Origin of the sequence: Chryseobacterium indologenes (assembly GCF_002025665.1) — a bacterium.
Taxonomy (GTDB): Bacteria; Bacteroidota; Bacteroidia; order Flavobacteriales; family Weeksellaceae; genus Chryseobacterium; species Chryseobacterium metallicongregator.
This window is the reverse complement of record NZ_CP018786.1, coordinates 3,431,085-3,448,442: the sequence shown is the minus strand read 5'-3', so window position 1 is coordinate 3,448,442 and position 17,358 is coordinate 3,431,085. Positions and strand designations below refer to the sequence as shown.

The window sequence follows — 17,358 nt, the reverse complement described above, 5'->3', positions numbered from 1 at the left end:
AATTATAACTATGAAAATAAGTAATTTAAAGATTAAAGGATTTAGATCATTTGGGCCAGAAGAAATTAAGATTCCTGTTGATGAAAAACTGGTTGGTTTTATTGGACTCAATAGTGCTGGTAAAACCACTGCTCTTGAAGCACTAAGAAAATTATTTGGACAATCCTTAACAGATAGGGAAATTTTCCGGCAAGATTTTCATATCGGCAAAGATGAAAAACTTGAAGATATTACTGAAAGGACTCTTTCTATTGAAGCCAGAATTGATTTTGACGAAGAAGAGCAGGAAGCAGTTCCTCATTTTTTTACCGATATGGTAATTGATGAAGAAAACAGCATTCCATATCTCCGGTTGAGACTCGAAGCTTCTTGGATAAAAACTGATTATGGTCCTGAAGGTGAAATTGATAGTAAAGTTTATTATATTAAAGTTCCTGAAGGTAGTGTAGAAGGTGACGACACCAAACAAATATTTCCTAATCACTTAAAACGTCTGATACAAATACTTTATGTTCCTGCAATACGTAGACCTGTTGAACAATTAAAATATGCATCTGGAAGTATATTATTTCGTGTTTTAAAAAAGATAAAATCAAATGATACTTTTAAATCAGAATTCGATGAAAAAATAAAAGATATAAATGATGCTTTTAAAGGTTTGGAAGACTTTAATATCGTACAAACATCTATTACAGAAAATTGGAGACAATTCCATAAAGATGAGCGTTATAAAGATACGACTCTTGGCTTTGGAGGAAGCGATCTTGATTCCATTCTGAAAAAGCTTGAAATATCCTTTAGTCCCACCGGAACCCACAAAACCTATCAGATTGATGAGCTGGGAGAGGGCTATCGTTCTTTATTTTATTTAACACTGGTATGTGCCTTACTGGAAATAGAAGAGAAATTAGCAGAAAATGATGACGAAGAGAATATTGGAATAAATAGGCCTCTTCTGACAATATTAGCGATAGAAGAACCCGAAAATCATATTGCTCCACAGCTTTTAGGAAGGGTAATAAAAATATTAAAAAAAATCGCAAGTAAAGATAATTCACAGGTTTTACTATCATCTCATACACCTGCGATCGTTAAAAGGCTGAATCCGGAAAGTATTCTTCACTTTAGAATTACGGAAAAATTTGAAACTGAAGTAAATAAAATATTACTTCCAGAGAAAACAGATGATGCATACAAGTATGTCAAGGAAGCTGTTCACAATTATCCCGAATTATACTTTGCTAGATTGGTTGTAATTGGCGAAGGAGATAGTGAAGAAGTGATCTTCAATAGACTTATGGAAGTAATGGAAGTTGATTTTGATGACAATATTATCACTTTTGCCCCACTTGGCCACCGATTTGTAAATCATATTTGGAGATTGTTAGAAACACTCCATATTCCTTATGTTACTCTCTTAGATTTAGACGTGGAAAGAGAAGGTGGCGGTTGGGGAAGGATTAAATATGCACTTAATCAATTAATTAAAATAGGTGTAAAAAAAGAAGAGCTTCTAAAGTTGGCTGATGGAAGTATACTCTCTGATGATGCATTAAAAGAAATGCATACCTGGAGTTTGACAGAAAAAGATTCAATTGAAAATTTGAATGGCTGGGTGGATTACTTGAGAAAGTATAATATTTTCTATTCTAATCCTCTTGATTTGGATTTTCTAATGCTTACACATTATCCAGAATTTTATAGAAAAGCAATTCCAAAAAATGGAGGACCTCAAATACCAGATGAAACAACTGAAGCTGAAAAATTTGATGCTAAAGTGAAGGTAGCCATCCAAGCTACATTAAAATCAGAGAAAGCAACCGCAGCTACCTACTCTGAGGAAGATCGAAAATTAATGATCTGGTATAATTACCACTTTTTAGGCCGAGGAAAACCAACTACCCATATTCAGGTCTTATCGTCTATGACTGATGAAGAAATAAATGCTAATCTACCTCAGGTATTTACGGAGGTTTTTGATTGTATATCGTCACTTTTAAAAACAAATCAAGAAGATGAAGCCAATCAAATCTAAAGAATGGATCCCAACAAATGGAATGGATCTTGAAGAAAACGCGTTTAAAGTTGCAACCACTATAGAAAATAACCTTGTTGTGGCTGGTCCGGGCGCAGGAAAGACAGAGCTTTTAGCTCAAAAAGCTTGCTTCCTCTTGCAAACGAATACCTGTAAATTTCCTCATAAGATACTAGCAATAAGTTTTAAAAGAGATGCTGCATACAACCTAAAAGAACGGGTTAGACTTCGTTGCGGTGACGAATTATCTAAACGCTTTGATTCATTAACCTTTGACTCATTTGCCAAACAATTATTAGATCGATTTAAGCAAGCACTTCCAGATGAATATAAAATCTCATCAGAATATGAAATTGTGCTTGGGGATCAATTCATTTTAGCTTTATATGAAAGTGAAGATATTAATTATTTCAATACAACACATCGAAATACCATTATCCAACTTCATAACGCACAATTACCGCACTTATCAAATAATAAAGCTGAGACTATAAGATATAAAGTTTGGCAGAAAATGATTCAACAATCAAAGTTATCTTTCACCATGGTGATGCGTTTGGCTGAATATATTATCAATACAAACCCGAAAATTAAAAAATACCTTCAACAAACTTATCATTTTGTATTTTTAGATGAATTTCAGGACACTACTGAACTACAGTATGATCTATTCAAAAGTTGCTTTTTAGATAGTCACACTTCTTACACCGCTGTTGGTGATGATAAACAACGTATAATGATGTGGGCCGGCGCAAGAGAAACTGTGTTTGAGGATTTTATTACTGATGTAAATGCGACTAGAATTCCTCTCAATATGAACTTTAGATGTGCGCCCAGACTAGTGACTTTGTTAAATCATCTTACTCGTCATTTATTAGGAAAAGATGATTTTGCTACTCCATCGCCGAAATGGAACGCCGAACAGGGAGAATGTTACTTTTGGGTTTTTGAAAATCCAGAATCAGAAATGCAAATACTTTTTCGTGAAATTCAAGATTGGATAAATACAGAAGGGATAAATCCCAGGGATATATGTATTTTGGTTAAACAGCAATTAACGCAATATGCCGGAGATCTCATTACTTATTTTAATGAAAATGGTATTAAAGCCAGAGACGAAAATAAATTGCAAGATATTTTAACACAAGAAGTCTGTATTTATATCATTAATATTCTATATGCTATTTTTCAGAAAAAAGCCGGCGAAGCCAAACAAGCGGCATTTGTTTTTTTAAGCAATCTTCACACAGAATTAGAAGATGATCAATTACTAAAACTGCAAAATATCATTTCAGTTTTTATTAAGAAAAAGCAAGATGAATATCAAAAGAGAACTCTCAGTGAAGAGCAGATCAATACACTTATTGATGAAATCATCGACTTCGCAGGTAAAGACCGCATTAGAGCAAGTTTTCCGTCATACAAAAATGCTGCTGAATTCGATCGAACCATTACTTCTTTGAAAGAGGTGCTTATTAAAGATTATCATACTACTAAGAATAATATGATTCTAGCGTTAGATATGGTCCTTGGTAAAGACACAATACCAGTTATGACAATTCATAAAAGCAAAGGTCTTGAATATCATACTGTGATTTTTATTGGCTTGGAGGATGGTGCTTTTTGGTCATTTGAACGACAACCGGATGAAGATAAATGTGCATTTTTTGTTGCATTATCAAGAGCAAAAGAGCGTGTAGCATTTACATTTAGTAAGAAAAGAACTGGTCGTTTTGGATTGCGGGATCAATCAATAACAAATATTAGCGTTATCCTTGACGAATTAAAAAAATCGGGTATAGTTACAATGGTTGAAAGAAAGTTAAATAGTTGACATTTAACAATCAAATTAAAAAAAATATTAGAAATCATTAGAACCTTATCCAAAAATATAGTTTTTTACTAGTTAGTCTGAATTCCAATCAAAAATGAACTACGAAAAAGCGCTCTCCCTCTACAAAAACGACAAAACCCTCCAGCTACTGCGGGCGGAACATTTCCCGTTACTGGTGAGCTTTTTCCATTTGGTTTTCAAGCAGCAGGACCGGATTTCATACCTGCAAACCGAATTGCAGAGCATTTTGGGCGATTATCTCTTTTCCCTCCAAAGGCAGGGCATTGAAGATTACCAGAAAGCACCTGTAGATTATTTGCAGAAATGGGCCGAGCAGGGATATCTGCGCCGCTATTACGAAAGAGCCGACGAACCCGTGTACGAACTTTCGCCGGCGACGGAAAATGCACTCAAATGGCTCGAAGACCTGAACAAACAACAATTTGTAGGCACCCACAGCCGCCTCATCCAGTTTTTCCGTTTGCTCCAGCAGATCGTGAACACTACCTCAGGACCTTACGAACGCATCCAGCAGCTGCAGGAAGAGCGTCGGAAGATTGATCAGGAAATCGAACAGATCCGCCAGGGAAATTTCGAGCAGCCTTCCGATACCCAGCTCAAGGAAAACTACTTTCTGGCCGAAGAAACCGCCAAGCGCTTGCTGTCGGATTTCCGGCAGGTGGAAGAAAATTTCAGGGAACTCGATACCCAGACCCGCCAGACCATCATCAAAAGCAGCCTGGCCAAAGCCGATCTGCTCGACAATGTCTTTCAGCAGCAGGATTTTTTGTGGAACACCGATCAGGGCAAAAGTTTTAAAGCGTTTTGGGAATTTCTGATGAGCGAGCAGATGCAGGAAGAGCTCGAAGAATTGCTGGATAAGATCAATGCCATCCCGGCGATTTTCGAAATCAAAAAAGAACAAACCGTAGATAGGATCAAAACCAACCTTGTGGATGCCGGAGATAAGGTAAACCGGAGCAACGACGGCCTCATTGAGCAGCTTCGGAAATTTGTAGAACAAAAGAACCTTTCCGAAAGCCGGCACATCCTGCAAAGTATCGAACAGATCGAAAGCCTGCTGCTCGAACATAAAGAATCGCTTGATCAGCAAGCCGTGTGGATGGAGATCGATGAAGTTTTCAAACCTTCCTTTACCATGGACCGGCCGCTTTTTACCCCACCGGTTAAAGTGGCCTTTGCAGCCACAGAAATTGCTGACGGCGTGGCCTCGGCGGATACCGATCTGCTGTTTGAGCAGTTTTATGTCGACATAGAACTTCTTCGCAACAACGTAAAAACCCTATTGAAAAACCGTTCACAGGTAGCACTTTCCGATCTGCTCCATCAGTATAAGCCTACCAAAGGCGTTGCCGAAATATTAGGCTACATGCAGATCGCCACCAACGAAGAAAAACATGTCGTTAACCGTGAACAATCTGAATACCACATCATCGAAAACGAAAGCACCGGAAAAATCTATCGCATGCAAACCCCGGTCATCATCTTTAACCGATAAACATGGAATACCGCTACTCCACCAGCCTCATTGCCTTATTAAAAGGCATCGTTTACAGCCACCAGAAAGAAACCTGGGAAAACCTGCTGCAATACGAAGCCGATGTGAAAAAATATTTCGTCCCCATCGGACGTGAACTCTTTCTGGATAAAAGCGAAGGCTATGCCTTTTTACGCCCAAAAAAATGGGAAGACGGCGAAAAAGCCTTACCTGCCTTATCTGATAAACGGCCGCTCAATTTTATGACCTCTCTGATCTGTATCGTCCTGAGAAAATTCTTACTGGAGCATGATGCACAGGGCGGCTCCGTACGTTCTATCATCAGCGAACAGGAGATCATTAACCGTGTAAAGGTATTTTTACCCAACACTAATGACGAAGCCAAACAACAGGAAAAAATCAATACCTCTATTAATAAAGTGGTCGACATCGGCTTCCTGAGAAAGCTGGAAGACCAGGAAAAAAACTATGAAATACACCGGATCATTAAAGGTTTTGTAAATGCCGACGTGATCGATGAAACCTTACAGAAGTTCCGGAATTATGCCGCTGAAAACCAACCGAAAGACTAAACTCATTTATGGAAAAACTATTTGATACCCATCCGGAAGACTTCAGCCTGTCCGGCTACCGCCTGCAATACCTCGAAGTGCTTAACTGGGGAACCTTTAACCAGGTGCGCTGGCAGATCCAGCCCAACGGACAAAATGCCCTTCTGACAGGCGATATCGGTTCAGGAAAATCCACCCTCGTGGATGCTCTGACCTGCCTGCTTGTCCCTCACCATAAAATCATCTTCAATAAAGCTGCCGGTGCCGAGGGGAAAGAGCGCAACCTGCTGAGCTACGTGCGAGGGGAATTTAAAAAAGAAAAGGAAGAAATCACCAAAACGGCGAAAAAGGTTTATTTACGACCAGATGATCATACCTATACCGTTATTATCGGGAATTTTTATAACCAGGGCTATAACGAACACATTTGCCTGGCCCAGTTTTTCTGGATCGGCAAAGAGGGAAAAGTAGAGAAGCTGCTCATCATCAGTACCACGCCTTTAACCATAAAGGAACATTTTCAGCATTTCGGCGATATCAATGAGCTGCGAAAGAACCTCCGCAACATACCGGGCGTACAATTGTTCAACGATAATTTCTCGCAGTATAGCGAGCATTTCCGCAGGCTTTTCGGCATGAACAGCGATAAAGCGATCGATCTCTTTTATCAAACCGTTTCCATGAAATCCGTCAGCAGCCTGACCGATTTTGTCCGCGAACAGATGCTGGAAAAAACCGATGTCAAAGAACAGATTGATGCCCTGCTTAAACGGTTCGACGACCTTAACAAAGCCCACGCCGCAGTGGTAAACACCCGGGAACAATATCAAATCCTGAAACCATTGGCCGAAGCCAGTGAAAATTACGACAAGGTTAGCCGGGAAATTGAAGACATAGAAGCCATGCTGGAAGTCATGCCAGTATGGTTTGCCGAAAAGAAATGGGAACTGTTGGAACAGGCGATCGATGAAACCCGCCACGAACTCGCAAAAGCAGAACAGCAGCAACGCACCATTACACAGGAATTGGAAGCCTCGGAAGAACGTAGGCAAACGATTATACAGGATATTGCCAATAATGGCGGAACACGAATTGAACAGATTGCCGGAGAGATCAGGCGGCATGAGCAGGACAAAGAAACCAAGCAAAAGGAATTTGACGATTATGATCGCCTCGCTTTACAGACCGGGTTGGCAAGCATAAAGCACGAAAAAGACTTTCGGAACAACATTAGTCGGGCCAATGAATTGATTGAAAACTGCGGCCGTTTAGAAGAAGAATTACGGGAACAGCGGGATAACCAAGTGACTGAACTGCGAAAACAGGAAGCCGAATATCAGGCGGAGCGAAAAGAACTGCAATCGCTCAAAGAACGTAAAACACAGATTCCGGCCTGGCTGGTGGCCTTCCGTTCGCAACTCTGTACTGATTTGAGGATTGACGAAGAAGATTTGCCTTTCGCGGGGGAATTGCTGAAAGTGAATGAACAGGAAGGCCAATGGGAAGGCGCTATCGAAAAGCTGCTCCGTGATGCCGGCATCAGCTTACTCGTTCCCGGAAAGCATTACCGGAGCGTTAGCCATTATGTCAACAACAATCCGTTAAAAGGTGCTGATGGAAGGGGCATTAAACTGACCTATTTGGAAGCGGACTTGAATGGCAGTAGCCGAATCCTTAAAGAATTGGATGAAGACAGCATAACATACAAAATAGACATCAAACCTGAAACGCCCTTTTACGATTGGCTGGAAAATTACCTGCAACGCAGCTTTGGCGATTATATTTGCACCGATGTGGATGGTTTACAACATGTTCCTTTCGGTATCACCCGGCAAGGGCTGATCAAGAGTGGTCGCATCCGCCATACCAAAGACGACCGCAAACGCATTGATGACCGACGAAATTATGTATTGGGCTGGAGCAATGCCGAAAAAATAAAAGCACTGGAAAGTTCGGTGGATAAGCTCGAACGGACTATTCATGAATTAAAAACCAGGCTAAAGGATATTGAAGAGAAAGGACAAAAAAACAGCGAACAGAAGCAACTGCTGGGGCTTTTGCTTTACGTAAAAGATTTTTCCCGCATTAACTGGCAGTACCATGTCTCCAAAATCTATGAACTCGAACAGGAGCGCAATCAATTGCTGAATAACAATGATAAGCTTGCCCAGCTGCAACGCAACAAAAGTGAAGTAGATCAGCAGATTTCGGATGGAAAGTCCAGACAAAACCAGCTCACGGAAGACATTGGTGGTTTCAAAACAAAAATTCAAGGATATAGAGATCAGCAGGAACATGCATTGCGCCAAAAAGAACAATTAGCACTTCACCTGAAAGAAAAGTGGTATCCGCTGATTGACGAAAAACTGAGTAATGTAAAAATCAACCTCAGAGGCATAGAAAATAGGCAGGATGAATTCCGCAAACAATTTCAGGGTGAAAATGGTGAATTGAAAAGGCTTCGCGGACGTCAGGCGGGTTACCGTACCCACATTGAGAAAAAGATGCGGGAAATTAAAGAACATTCCCGGGCCGAATACAGTGAAGTTACCGATAGCATTGATGCCCGTGCAGAATACATTAAAAAGTTCAGGCAACTGGAATCTGAAGACCTGAAACGGCACGAAGAACGCTTCAAGGAGGAATTGAATAAAAACGTGATCAACAGCATTGCCGTGTTCGACAGCCAATTGCAGAAGCACGAAAAAGACATCAAACAGAAAATCCGGATCATTAACGAACACCTTTCGGAAATTGTGTATAACGCGGTGCAGGATACCTACATCACCATTTTAATGGATGCCACCCCGAATAAAGAAGTACGGCTTTTCAGGGAAGAACTGAAAAAATGTTATATCCATTCCTTCAGCAGCCATAATGATTTATACACTGAGGAAAAATACGAACAGGTGAAAAGGATCTTGGACCGCTTTGCCAGCATGGAAAATGCAGACCGCGACTGGACTTCAACCGTTACGGATGTGCGCCAGTGGTTCGAGTTCAACGCCAGCGAACGTTACCGCTCCGATGGTACGGAAAAAGAATTTTATGAAGGTTCAGGCGGAAAAAGCGGGGGGCAGAAGGAAAAACTGGCCTACACCATCCTGGCCAGTGCTTTGGCCTATCAGTTTGGGCTGCAGTTCGGAGAGCGCAAAAGCAAAAGTTTCCGTTTTGTGGTGATTGATGAAGCCTTCGGCAGAGGCAGCGACGAAAGTACCCGTTACGGACTGGAGTTGTTTAAAAAATTAAATCTCCAACTGCTGATCGTTACGCCACTGCAGAAAATCCATGTAATAGAAGGACATGTCAATTCCTTTCACTTTGTGAGCAACCGCGAAGGCAATAACTCGCAGGTGAGTAATTTCACCAAAGAAGAATATGAAAGCGAACGCGATAAACATAACGGAATTTTCAATAACACACCCAAAATATGATCAGTCCGGCAGAAATTAAAAAACAGGCGTTGAAATGGTGGAAGCCCTTGCTGCAAAGCCATATTCTGGAAGAACTCTTTTTCCCGAAAATAATAGACCGTATCGGAAAAGTAAAATCGGGTCACATTACCGAACGGTTTGAAGTCCTGCAAAAGGAAATAGAAGAATTATACCGCTATTCAAAAAATCAAACCGGTAAAGGCTACCTCGTGCAGACCGCCGGTAGGAATTTCAGGCGGACAGGCAGCCATGATTTGCCGGATAGCGTAGTTTTTGAAACGATTGATGATTATCTCTATGTTATTGGCTGTGCGAAGGAATGGCGACTATTTATAGCCAATTATAACACCATTATCGGTACTATTCCAGGATTGAAAGACTGGACCTTGAACAATTGCTTATGGTTAACAAAAGGAGAAATCAGCTGGAATGATGTGCTGAAGGTTTGCCGATATTTTATAGAGACCCCGCGGCCCAATCTTTACCTGCGTCAGCTGCCCATCGAGATCCATACCAAATTCATTGAGGAAAACAATGCGTTGATTCAATCCTTACTCGATTTCCTGATTCCTGATCATGTGCGTTCAGCCCAACAAAAACGTTTTGTCGAACGGTTCTTTTTACGGTACGATGAGCCATTGGTCAGGCTCCGCTTTCTGGATGAAAACCCACATCCGGATTTCAGATTCAGGGACATCAGCATTCCACTATCCGATTTCGAAGCCCTTGAACTTCCGGTGGAAAATATCCTGATTGCCGAAAATAAAATGAATTTTTTAACCTTACCGCTATTAGAATCCACCGTTGCCATATGGAGCGGCGGCGGCTTTAATATTGCCTATCTGAAAAATGCGCTCTGGCTATCAGAAAAAAAAATCCTTTACTGGGGCGATATTGACGAACATGGTTTTCAGATCCTGCATCAGCTACGCTCGTACCATCGGCATGCCCAAAGCGTTATGATGGACCGGACGACTTTTGAAACTTTTCAAAACTATGCAGTAAGTGGCGCAAGAAATAAATCCCAAAATCTAAATCTGCTGACCAAAGATGAAAACGATCTTTTCCAGTATTTAAAGGCTTTGGAAAAAAACAGGCTGGAACAGGAGAAAATTCCGCAGGTGTATGTAGATAGATGTTTGAGGAATAGTATCGAATCATGAAGTGGTTGCATAAATCTCTAATTTTCGATGAGTATGTAAGTATCCCATTTTTCTGATAATTTTTCCAAGTCAACCCTACTACAACATCTCAATTTACAGTTTCATCAATATTTTTTAACATTGTTTTATGGGGACAACAATGGATAATAATATATAATATGCTTTAATATACCAAACTATAATAAGCAGTAGAACAATTATTCAGATTTTAATCAAAATCTAACTTAATTTTTAATGACGCTTCTCTGGCAACGGAATCTATTATTTTAGTATAAATTTCTGTTGTCTTAAGGTTTCTATGACCCAAAAGTTTAGAAATTGTATAAATAGATGTGCCTGATGCAAGCTGTAATGTAGCAAATGTATGTCGAAAACCATGAAACGTAAAGTATTTGTTGATGCCGGCATTCTTTAGCCATGGTTTAAGAAATTTAATAACATCATCATACTTAATTCCTTCAAAAACTTTTTCATTATTATCTTTTGGAAGACCTAATATTTCTAATGTCTTATCTGATATAGGGTAGTATTCTGCATTTCCAGTTTTACTTTGTTTGTATATAATGTAAAAACTGCCCTTAGACCCTTGTATGTCACCCCATACAAGTTTTTTAATATCGGAAAAACGAAAACCGGTTAATGCGGAAAATAAGCCAGCTTTTTTAACTAATTGTGATTCACATTTTGCATCAGCCATACTTTGTAGCTCATGTAAGAAGAGGAAACAGCGATGAGTTTCCTCTAATTTTATTCCTTTGACAACCGTACTGAAATCTGTTAAAATATATTTATTAATAAAAGCACTCTTAAGGGTATTTCTAAATTTGTCAAAATAAGATGATGCAGTATTAAGACTGATTTTTCTTTCGTATCTGCCAACAGATGGATTAGATAATAGAAAATTTCTAAACTGTTCACATGTAGAATAGTCGAGCTCAATAAAAGGTAAATTTTTTCCGCAAAAATTCTGAAAATACCTTACAGCCATTTGCCAATTGCATGAATCTGGTCTTTTGTTTGCTTCAGTTTGAAAGAATTCAGTAAAATCTGATATCCTTTTTTTGATTAAAAAATCATAGTTTTTATTTTGAATATCTATTAGACGTTCGGCTTTTCTATATTCCACCAATTTCAAAGTTTCAATATTATGTAGTTTTTCTACATTATTTTTAGGATTCAAATAGGTGTGTAAATGTAGAAAATACTTTCTCTTAAGTTCTCCCGTTATTGGATGTGCTATGGGAGGATAGATATCCAAATAATGAGATTCTTGTCCATTGCTTATGGGCTTTTGTCTTAGTTTTACCCTTGTCATCATCGGTTTATTTTCTCATTAATAAAGCATAGTTTAAAGGTCAAAAGGTCTTTTTCACAATTGCAGTTTTTTCGAATGCTAATTCTCTTTGACTTTTCGAATACTAATCTTAAAAAGATTATCAATTTCTATTCTACTAATCCTGGTATTTCTTACAGATAGTTTTATTGATTTTAAACGGCCAGAATTAACTAGATCATATACCATTTGCTTACTACATTTCAATAAGCAGGCTGATTCTTTAACGGTTAGAAAAGCGGAGCTATTTATAAGATCCATAGAGGATTCTTTAAAAAGTTGAGTGTTGATGTTACTTTTTTCTATTTTTTTTGTTTTTAGTTCAGCTTTATATGCTTTTTTATTACAGGTATGGCTGCAGTACTTTGTGACTGTTGTTTTTGCGATAAATTCCTTGCCACAATATTGGCATATTCTTATGATCTCAATGTTAGAACTCATATCAATGTTTTTAAAGCGGACTGTTAACCAAATAATTTAATATGGGATTAACCCATAACATTTTGCAATGTGTATCCATAATAGTGGATACTGTAATGTTTGAAAATTCTAGAAGTTTAGTAATTTCCTGATAATATACTCATTCGTAGTTTATTGCTAATCCTATCATTATATACTTCAAGCATCATTTTTACTCTTAAATTTTCTGCTAGGAACAGTGTTTGGTCATTATGCTTTTTTTCAATTTGCGATTTAGGCATGCGATACAGAAAAAGTTTTAAATAAAATTTTCGCTGCGATTTTCCAGTTAATGGATCATAGATAGGAGGATAAGCATCTAAATAAAGTCTAACAGTATTTTTAGCTGCAGGCTTTTTACGTAATTTAATAAGTGTCATAATATTTTGTTTTAGAGTTGTCTACAAAAATATTATGAACTCTGTTTAGTTTTAAATTATGTCTTTGAAAAGCCTAATTTGTCTTTTATAGGCCTTCCAATAATATAAAATCAACTATATTAATTATGATTTTTGATAACTGTATTGAATAACCTTCGTATAATTTCTTTAGACACATAAACAGATTTTCCCTTCTTTATTTTAATTATATTATTTATTTTCAATTTATTGTACAGGGCACTGGCAGAGATTCTATATAGGTTAATGATCTCATTTATTGTCCAACAGTCTTTTATTTTTGTATCTTCATCTTTAAATATAAAAGGTTCTATTTCTGTTTTACTTTGATATAATAACTTTCCAATTTCTTCCTTAAAAACTCTGGTTTTTCTTTGACTAAAATTAATAGAAGATAACTTTCCTTTTTTGATCATATCATAGATTGTAGTTCGGGCACATCCTATAATACTGGAGGCTTCTTTTATCGTCATACAATCAAAGGGAGAATAAGTGTACAGTTTAAAATTGCATAAATTCTTATTTTCTATTGTTTGAGATGAATTTTTATTATATCTCTTATACATTTTTGTTCTACATCTTTGACTGCAAAACCTTGTTACAGTGGTTTTGGCTGCAAATTCTAATCCACAATATTCGCATGTTTTCAATATGTGGATATGTGTACTCATTGCTTTGTTCTAACTAGTTGTGCATCTTGAATATAAATCTAAAAATAGATGGTTGTAAATGAATGCAATAAATTGTCCAAAGTCTAAAATAAGACAGTTAAATTGTCTCAAAAGTGGATTATAAAATGCTTAAAAGAATCTTAGAAATCAACTTTGATAATTGTTAATCAATTTATATAGAAATTAGACCCATTAAGTACAGTAAATTAACCTTTATACTAATGGTAAATTGTTTAAATCTAAATCGTTTGTATGAAAATGAATTATTTAAAAAAAGGCTGTAAAAGTTCTAAAGAATTACCTTTAAATAAATACTAATTAATTCATTTAGAGCGTGCTAGTATATATTAAGTGCAGTGAATTAACCAATAAAATCGTACGGTTTTTATTTTGGAGCTAGGGGACAAAACTGGGGACAAATTTAACTGATTTATAGTGCTAATTTTCTTTTGTAAAACATATAAATTGCTGTAATACAGCGATTTATAGCATATTTAAGGGGGGTTGTTTAATTATTTAAGTTGTTGATTTTCAGTCACTTATACGCATCATTTCCCGATACAAAACTTAGAAAAAATATTCCCCAGTACTTCATCATTCGTCACCTCTCCGGAAATTTCTCCAAGATGTTCCAGGGCGTTTCTAAGCTCATACGCCAGTAATTCTGTAGAGATTTGGAAAGAAATAGCTTCTTTTACCTTGTGAGCGGCATCCAGAGACTTTCTTAAGGCTTCGAAATGACGCTGGTTGGTAATAACAACATTATTTTCTTCAGACTTTAAATGCTCAACATACGATGAGAGTTCGTTCTTCAGATCCTGAATATTTTGATTTTCAACTGCTGATATTTTAATAAAATCAAATTCGTGGGAAATGGCATTTCTGAAAATATCTTCTAATGTTTCATATTTGGTAGGAGTAACTTCATCAATTTTTGTTGCACAGATAATCAGCTTCAGATCTTCTCTCAATAGGGATTGGATCATTTCAATATCTTCCGAAAAATCTTCCGTAGCAGCATCGGCCAGATACACAAGGATATTGGCGTTTTCTACCTTTTCTTTTGCTTTTTTTACTCCGATAGCTTCAATTTCATCCACCGTTTCACGAAGTCCTGCGGTATCAATCAATCGGAAAGCATGTCCTTTAATATGAAGAATTTCCTCAATGGTATCTCTTGTTGTTCCTGCAATATTACTTACAATCGCTCTTTCTTCCTTTAAAAGAGAATTCAGCAGCGTAGATTTTCCGGCATTGGGTTTTCCGATAATAGCTACGGCGGTTCCGTTTTTAATGGCATTTCCGTATTGGAAACTCTCAATCAGAGAATTTAATTTTAATTCAATTTTATCCAATAATCCACTCAATGCACTTCTGTCAGCAAACTCTACATCTTCTTCAGCGAAATCAAGCTCCAGTTCAATTAAGGAAACAAAATTTAAAAGGTCAGTTCTTAATACAGATATTTCGTTGGTAATTCCTCCTTTAAGCTGGTTGATCGCAACTTTTCTCGAAGCTTCATTTTCAGAGGCGATGACATCAGCAATAGCTTCCGCCTGGGAAAGGTCAATTCTTCCATTGATAAAGGCACGAAGGGTAAATTCTCCCGCCTTCGCCATTCTTGCTCCGTTTTTGATCAGGGTTTCAAGAATACGTTTTCCGATATGCGGAGACCCGTGAAAAGCAATCTCCACAGAATTTTCAGTGGTGAAACTTTTTGGAGCCAGGAAGATTGAAAGCATTACCTCATCAATAGCTTCCTCCTCATCCATAAAATAACCGTAATGAATGGTGTGGGATTTCTGTTTTTCCAGTTGTTTTGCCGGAAAACTTTTCTGAACTACAGATAAAGCCTCATTTCCTGAAACTCGGATGATGCCCAAAGCACCTATTCCATTGGCAGTAGCCAGTGCACATATCGTATCGTTATTCATGCTGCAAATTTACGGTTTTTAATGTGAATTTTCATGGAGGTCCGCTATTCAGATTATCTATTGTTGTATTCAGTTAAAAACAGCGGAAATATTTCTATTAAACATAGTATGAAAACACAATTTTAAAGATGAAATTTTGAAAAATAATTCTGTTGAATATAAACAGAATTGAAAAGGTATAGTTTGCTGTGGTGTAACATTTATAAGTGTTTTTTAGTAACATTAACAATGATGGATGGTGGTTAAATGTCATATATGGAGTAAAAAATTAAACAGTTGTTTGGTGTGTTAATTGTTGTTAGTGGGGTCGATGATGTTGAAAGTTTAAATTTTTATTATTAAAACGGTAATAATTTGTTAAAGTATTATAAATGTATATGAATAACCTATTTTTTTTAAAGATTAATAAAAAAATATCTTTTTTATTAATGCTTGCTTTTAGCGCTGTGGCTTATGCTCAATGTATTCCTTATACAGGGCAGGCGATGACAAGTGGAAACACGTATTGTCTTAACGGAAATCTTAATGTAAGTACCAATATCAGTATCCCGAACGGAGCAACTCTTATGATACAATCCGGACAGTTGCAATCCAACAGTATCCAGGTGGATGGAGTGCTGGAAATTGGTGATGGAGCAAGTGTTAAGTCGACAGGAACAGTGAAAGTAGGAACTTTCGGATCTCAGAAAAATTCAAAAATTAAACTGGGAACCAAATCCTTTCTATCGCTTGTAGGATCGGTCGTTCAGGAAGATCCAACCTTTGGTGGCTTTTATCCCGGAACAACTTCTGTTATTGAAATGGGAACAAGCAGTGTGGTAGAAATTTGTGGAACATTTACCCAGCAGTCCACCACGTATCCTTCCGTTGAATATGTAGGTATTCCTACCGGCAGAGCGTACTGTATTGCAAAAGCGGATGTAAGTGGAGGCGGAGGTGCTTCTATTATCAGTGATGACAGTCAGATAGTTGCTATTGTTATGGGATCTGTAACAGGATTAGGAATGGGAAATTCCAGTTTTTGTGGACCGAATGCCACCAAAGCAATGTGTCCTTCTCTTTGGCCTGAAGGATTGTCTGAAGATAAATCAAGTTGTGGAAATGCGCCTGTGATTATTGATGAGATCGATGGATTTTGTACAAAACCCGGAATTTCCGGTACACCAGATGGATTTACTAAATTCGGAATTACCATACAGCAGAAAAACAAGGCATGGCCGGAAAATGTACCGAATGGATTTTTGGCTATGGAATCAAAAAACAAAGGTTTTGTCATTACCAGAGTTCAGCACGTAAGCCAGACTCCACAGCCCGGAGATTCCATCGCAGAACCGAAAGAAGGAATGCTCCTGTATGACATTCAGGATAAATGTATAAAGCTTTATAACGGCACCGAATGGAAATGTGTACAAAGAAGCTGTAATGATTAACCCAATAAATAGATCGTATGAAAAATATAAAAAATATAGGGATAGCAATAGCTTTGGTTATTTTTAACTCGTTTTTTGCTCAGGTAGCTATTGGTAAACAGGTGATAGACGGAAGCAGTACGGTGCTAGACTTTGATAACGTATCCGGAAATACAAAAGGCTTAATTCTTCCCGCTACCTCAGGATTTCCCACAGGATCTTTGGTGAACGGAACATTCATCTTTGATGTCACAGATAGCAAAGTAAAAGTCTACGAAAATGAGGTCTGGAAATCCTTATCAGATGCCGGAAATTCAAGTGCGGTTATTGTCAACAATTCTGCAGAGTCAGGGAAAGGAGTCATTATGGGAGAGGCAACAAGCTCTGCTGATGGAGTATTGGTGCTGGAATCTCAAAATAAAGCAATGATTCTTCCTAAAATAACATCACCCCATCTTAATGTGAAAAATCCTTATCCGGGAATGATCTGTTATGATACAGCCAGCAAGACTCTGGCAGTATTTGACGGCTCAGTCTGGAACTACTGGAAATAAGTACAGGCAGAGTAATCTGTCTTAAAATAATAGAAAGCAGCTGTATTTTTATGCAGTTGCTTTT

The 17,358-nt window shown here is 37.8% G+C and carries 13 protein-coding genes; 8 read left to right on the top strand and 5 right to left on the bottom strand.

The features are described 5' to 3' along the window. Positions 1-10 precede the first annotated feature (10 nt). The 6 genes from BUE84_RS15525 to BUE84_RS15500 all read left to right on the top strand — a co-directional run bounded on the left by BUE84_RS15525 (position 11) and on the right by BUE84_RS15500 (position 10,536). On the top strand, positions 11-2,035 hold the full coding sequence (locus BUE84_RS15525) for an ATP-dependent nuclease (RefSeq protein WP_079242455.1): 2,025 nt from the start codon (positions 11-13) through the stop codon (positions 2,033-2,035). Next, positions 2,016-3,869, top strand: coding sequence for a UvrD-helicase domain-containing protein (locus BUE84_RS15520; protein WP_079242454.1), 1,854 nt, complete (start codon positions 2,016-2,018; stop codon positions 3,867-3,869). The genes BUE84_RS15525 and BUE84_RS15520 overlap by 20 nt, the downstream gene beginning before the upstream one ends. Positions 3,870-3,963: 94 nt before the next feature. Then, positions 3,964-5,388 (top strand): DUF3375 domain-containing protein, encoded by a 1,425-nt coding sequence (locus tag BUE84_RS15515; RefSeq protein ID WP_079242453.1) that lies wholly within the window; start codon positions 3,964-3,966, stop codon positions 5,386-5,388. A gap of 2 nt (positions 5,389-5,390) precedes the next feature. Further along, the gene (locus BUE84_RS15510) at positions 5,391-5,960 is read left to right on the top strand and encodes a DUF4194 domain-containing protein (protein ID WP_079242452.1); all 570 of its coding nucleotides are present in this window, start codon (positions 5,391-5,393) and stop codon (positions 5,958-5,960) included. Positions 5,961-5,968: 8 nt separating this feature from the next. Then, positions 5,969-9,373, top strand: coding sequence for an ATP-binding protein (locus BUE84_RS15505; RefSeq protein ID WP_079242451.1), 3,405 nt, complete (start codon positions 5,969-5,971; stop codon positions 9,371-9,373). Continuing rightward, positions 9,370-10,536: a Wadjet anti-phage system protein JetD domain-containing protein gene (locus BUE84_RS15500; RefSeq protein WP_079242450.1), complete on the top strand. Its 1,167-nt coding sequence runs from the start codon at positions 9,370-9,372 to the stop codon at positions 10,534-10,536. Before BUE84_RS15505 ends, BUE84_RS15500 begins: the two co-directional genes overlap by 4 nt. A gap of 208 nt (positions 10,537-10,744) precedes the next feature. On the opposite strand, the gene BUE84_RS15495 is transcribed toward BUE84_RS15500, so the two are convergent. The 5 genes from BUE84_RS15495 to mnmE all read right to left on the bottom strand — a co-directional run bounded on the left by BUE84_RS15495 (position 10,745) and on the right by mnmE (position 15,331). Then, positions 10,745-11,854, bottom strand: a complete 1,110-nt coding sequence (locus BUE84_RS15495; protein ID WP_079242449.1) for a site-specific integrase — start codon at positions 11,852-11,854, stop codon at positions 10,745-10,747. A 75-nt stretch (positions 11,855-11,929) separates the two neighbouring features. Next, complete coding sequence (locus tag BUE84_RS15490) at positions 11,930-12,310, bottom strand: helix-turn-helix transcriptional regulator (protein ID WP_007847102.1); 381 nt, start codon at positions 12,308-12,310, stop codon at positions 11,930-11,932. A 116-nt stretch (positions 12,311-12,426) separates the two neighbouring features. Beyond that, complete coding sequence (locus BUE84_RS15485) at positions 12,427-12,708, bottom strand: hypothetical protein (protein WP_007847103.1); 282 nt, start codon at positions 12,706-12,708, stop codon at positions 12,427-12,429. A gap of 119 nt (positions 12,709-12,827) precedes the next feature. After that, positions 12,828-13,397, bottom strand: coding sequence for a helix-turn-helix transcriptional regulator (locus tag BUE84_RS15480; RefSeq protein WP_145953269.1), 570 nt, complete (start codon positions 13,395-13,397; stop codon positions 12,828-12,830). Positions 13,398-13,945: 548 nt separating this feature from the next. Beyond that, entirely contained in the window at positions 13,946-15,331 is a 1,386-nt protein-coding gene (mnmE, locus tag BUE84_RS15475) for a tRNA uridine-5-carboxymethylaminomethyl(34) synthesis GTPase MnmE (protein ID WP_079242447.1), read from the bottom strand. A 428-nt stretch (positions 15,332-15,759) separates the two neighbouring features. Here mnmE and BUE84_RS15470 point away from each other — a divergent pair, with 428 nt between their 5' ends. Together BUE84_RS15470 and BUE84_RS15465 are read left to right on the top strand one after the other, a co-directional pair. Continuing rightward, positions 15,760-16,761: a hypothetical protein gene (locus BUE84_RS15470; RefSeq protein ID WP_145953268.1), complete on the top strand. Its 1,002-nt coding sequence runs from the start codon at positions 15,760-15,762 to the stop codon at positions 16,759-16,761. A 17-nt stretch (positions 16,762-16,778) separates the two neighbouring features. Next, on the top strand, positions 16,779-17,294 hold the full coding sequence (locus BUE84_RS15465) for a hypothetical protein (protein WP_079242445.1): 516 nt from the start codon (positions 16,779-16,781) through the stop codon (positions 17,292-17,294). Positions 17,295-17,358 lie beyond the last annotated feature (64 nt).

Excerpts from the sequence above, each read along its gene's own strand:
- BUE84_RS15525 (WP_079242455.1), top strand. The coding sequence starts at position 11 with ATGAAAATAAGTAATTTAAAGATTAAAGGATTTAGATCATTTGGGCCA.
- BUE84_RS15520 (WP_079242454.1), top strand. The coding sequence starts at position 2,016 with ATGAAGCCAATCAAATCTAAAGAATGGATCCCAACAAATGGAATGGAT.
- BUE84_RS15515 (WP_079242453.1), top strand. The coding sequence starts at position 3,964 with ATGAACTACGAAAAAGCGCTCTCCCTCTACAAAAACGACAAAACCCTC.
- BUE84_RS15510 (WP_079242452.1), top strand. The coding sequence starts at position 5,391 with ATGGAATACCGCTACTCCACCAGCCTCATTGCCTTATTAAAAGGCATC.
- BUE84_RS15505 (WP_079242451.1), top strand. The coding sequence starts at position 5,969 with ATGGAAAAACTATTTGATACCCATCCGGAAGACTTCAGCCTGTCCGGC.
- BUE84_RS15500 (WP_079242450.1), top strand. The coding sequence starts at position 9,370 with ATGATCAGTCCGGCAGAAATTAAAAAACAGGCGTTGAAATGGTGGAAG.
- BUE84_RS15495 (WP_079242449.1), bottom strand. The coding sequence starts at position 11,854 with ATGATGACAAGGGTAAAACTAAGACAAAAGCCCATAAGCAATGGACAA.
- BUE84_RS15490 (WP_007847102.1), bottom strand. The coding sequence starts at position 12,310 with ATGAGTTCTAACATTGAGATCATAAGAATATGCCAATATTGTGGCAAG.
- BUE84_RS15485 (WP_007847103.1), bottom strand. The coding sequence starts at position 12,708 with ATGACACTTATTAAATTACGTAAAAAGCCTGCAGCTAAAAATACTGTT.
- BUE84_RS15480 (WP_145953269.1), bottom strand. The coding sequence starts at position 13,397 with ATGAGTACACATATCCACATATTGAAAACATGCGAATATTGTGGATTA.
- mnmE (WP_079242447.1), bottom strand. The coding sequence starts at position 15,331 with ATGAATAACGATACGATATGTGCACTGGCTACTGCCAATGGAATAGGT.
- BUE84_RS15470 (WP_145953268.1), top strand. The coding sequence starts at position 15,760 with ATGCTTGCTTTTAGCGCTGTGGCTTATGCTCAATGTATTCCTTATACA.
- BUE84_RS15465 (WP_079242445.1), top strand. The coding sequence starts at position 16,779 with ATGAAAAATATAAAAAATATAGGGATAGCAATAGCTTTGGTTATTTTT.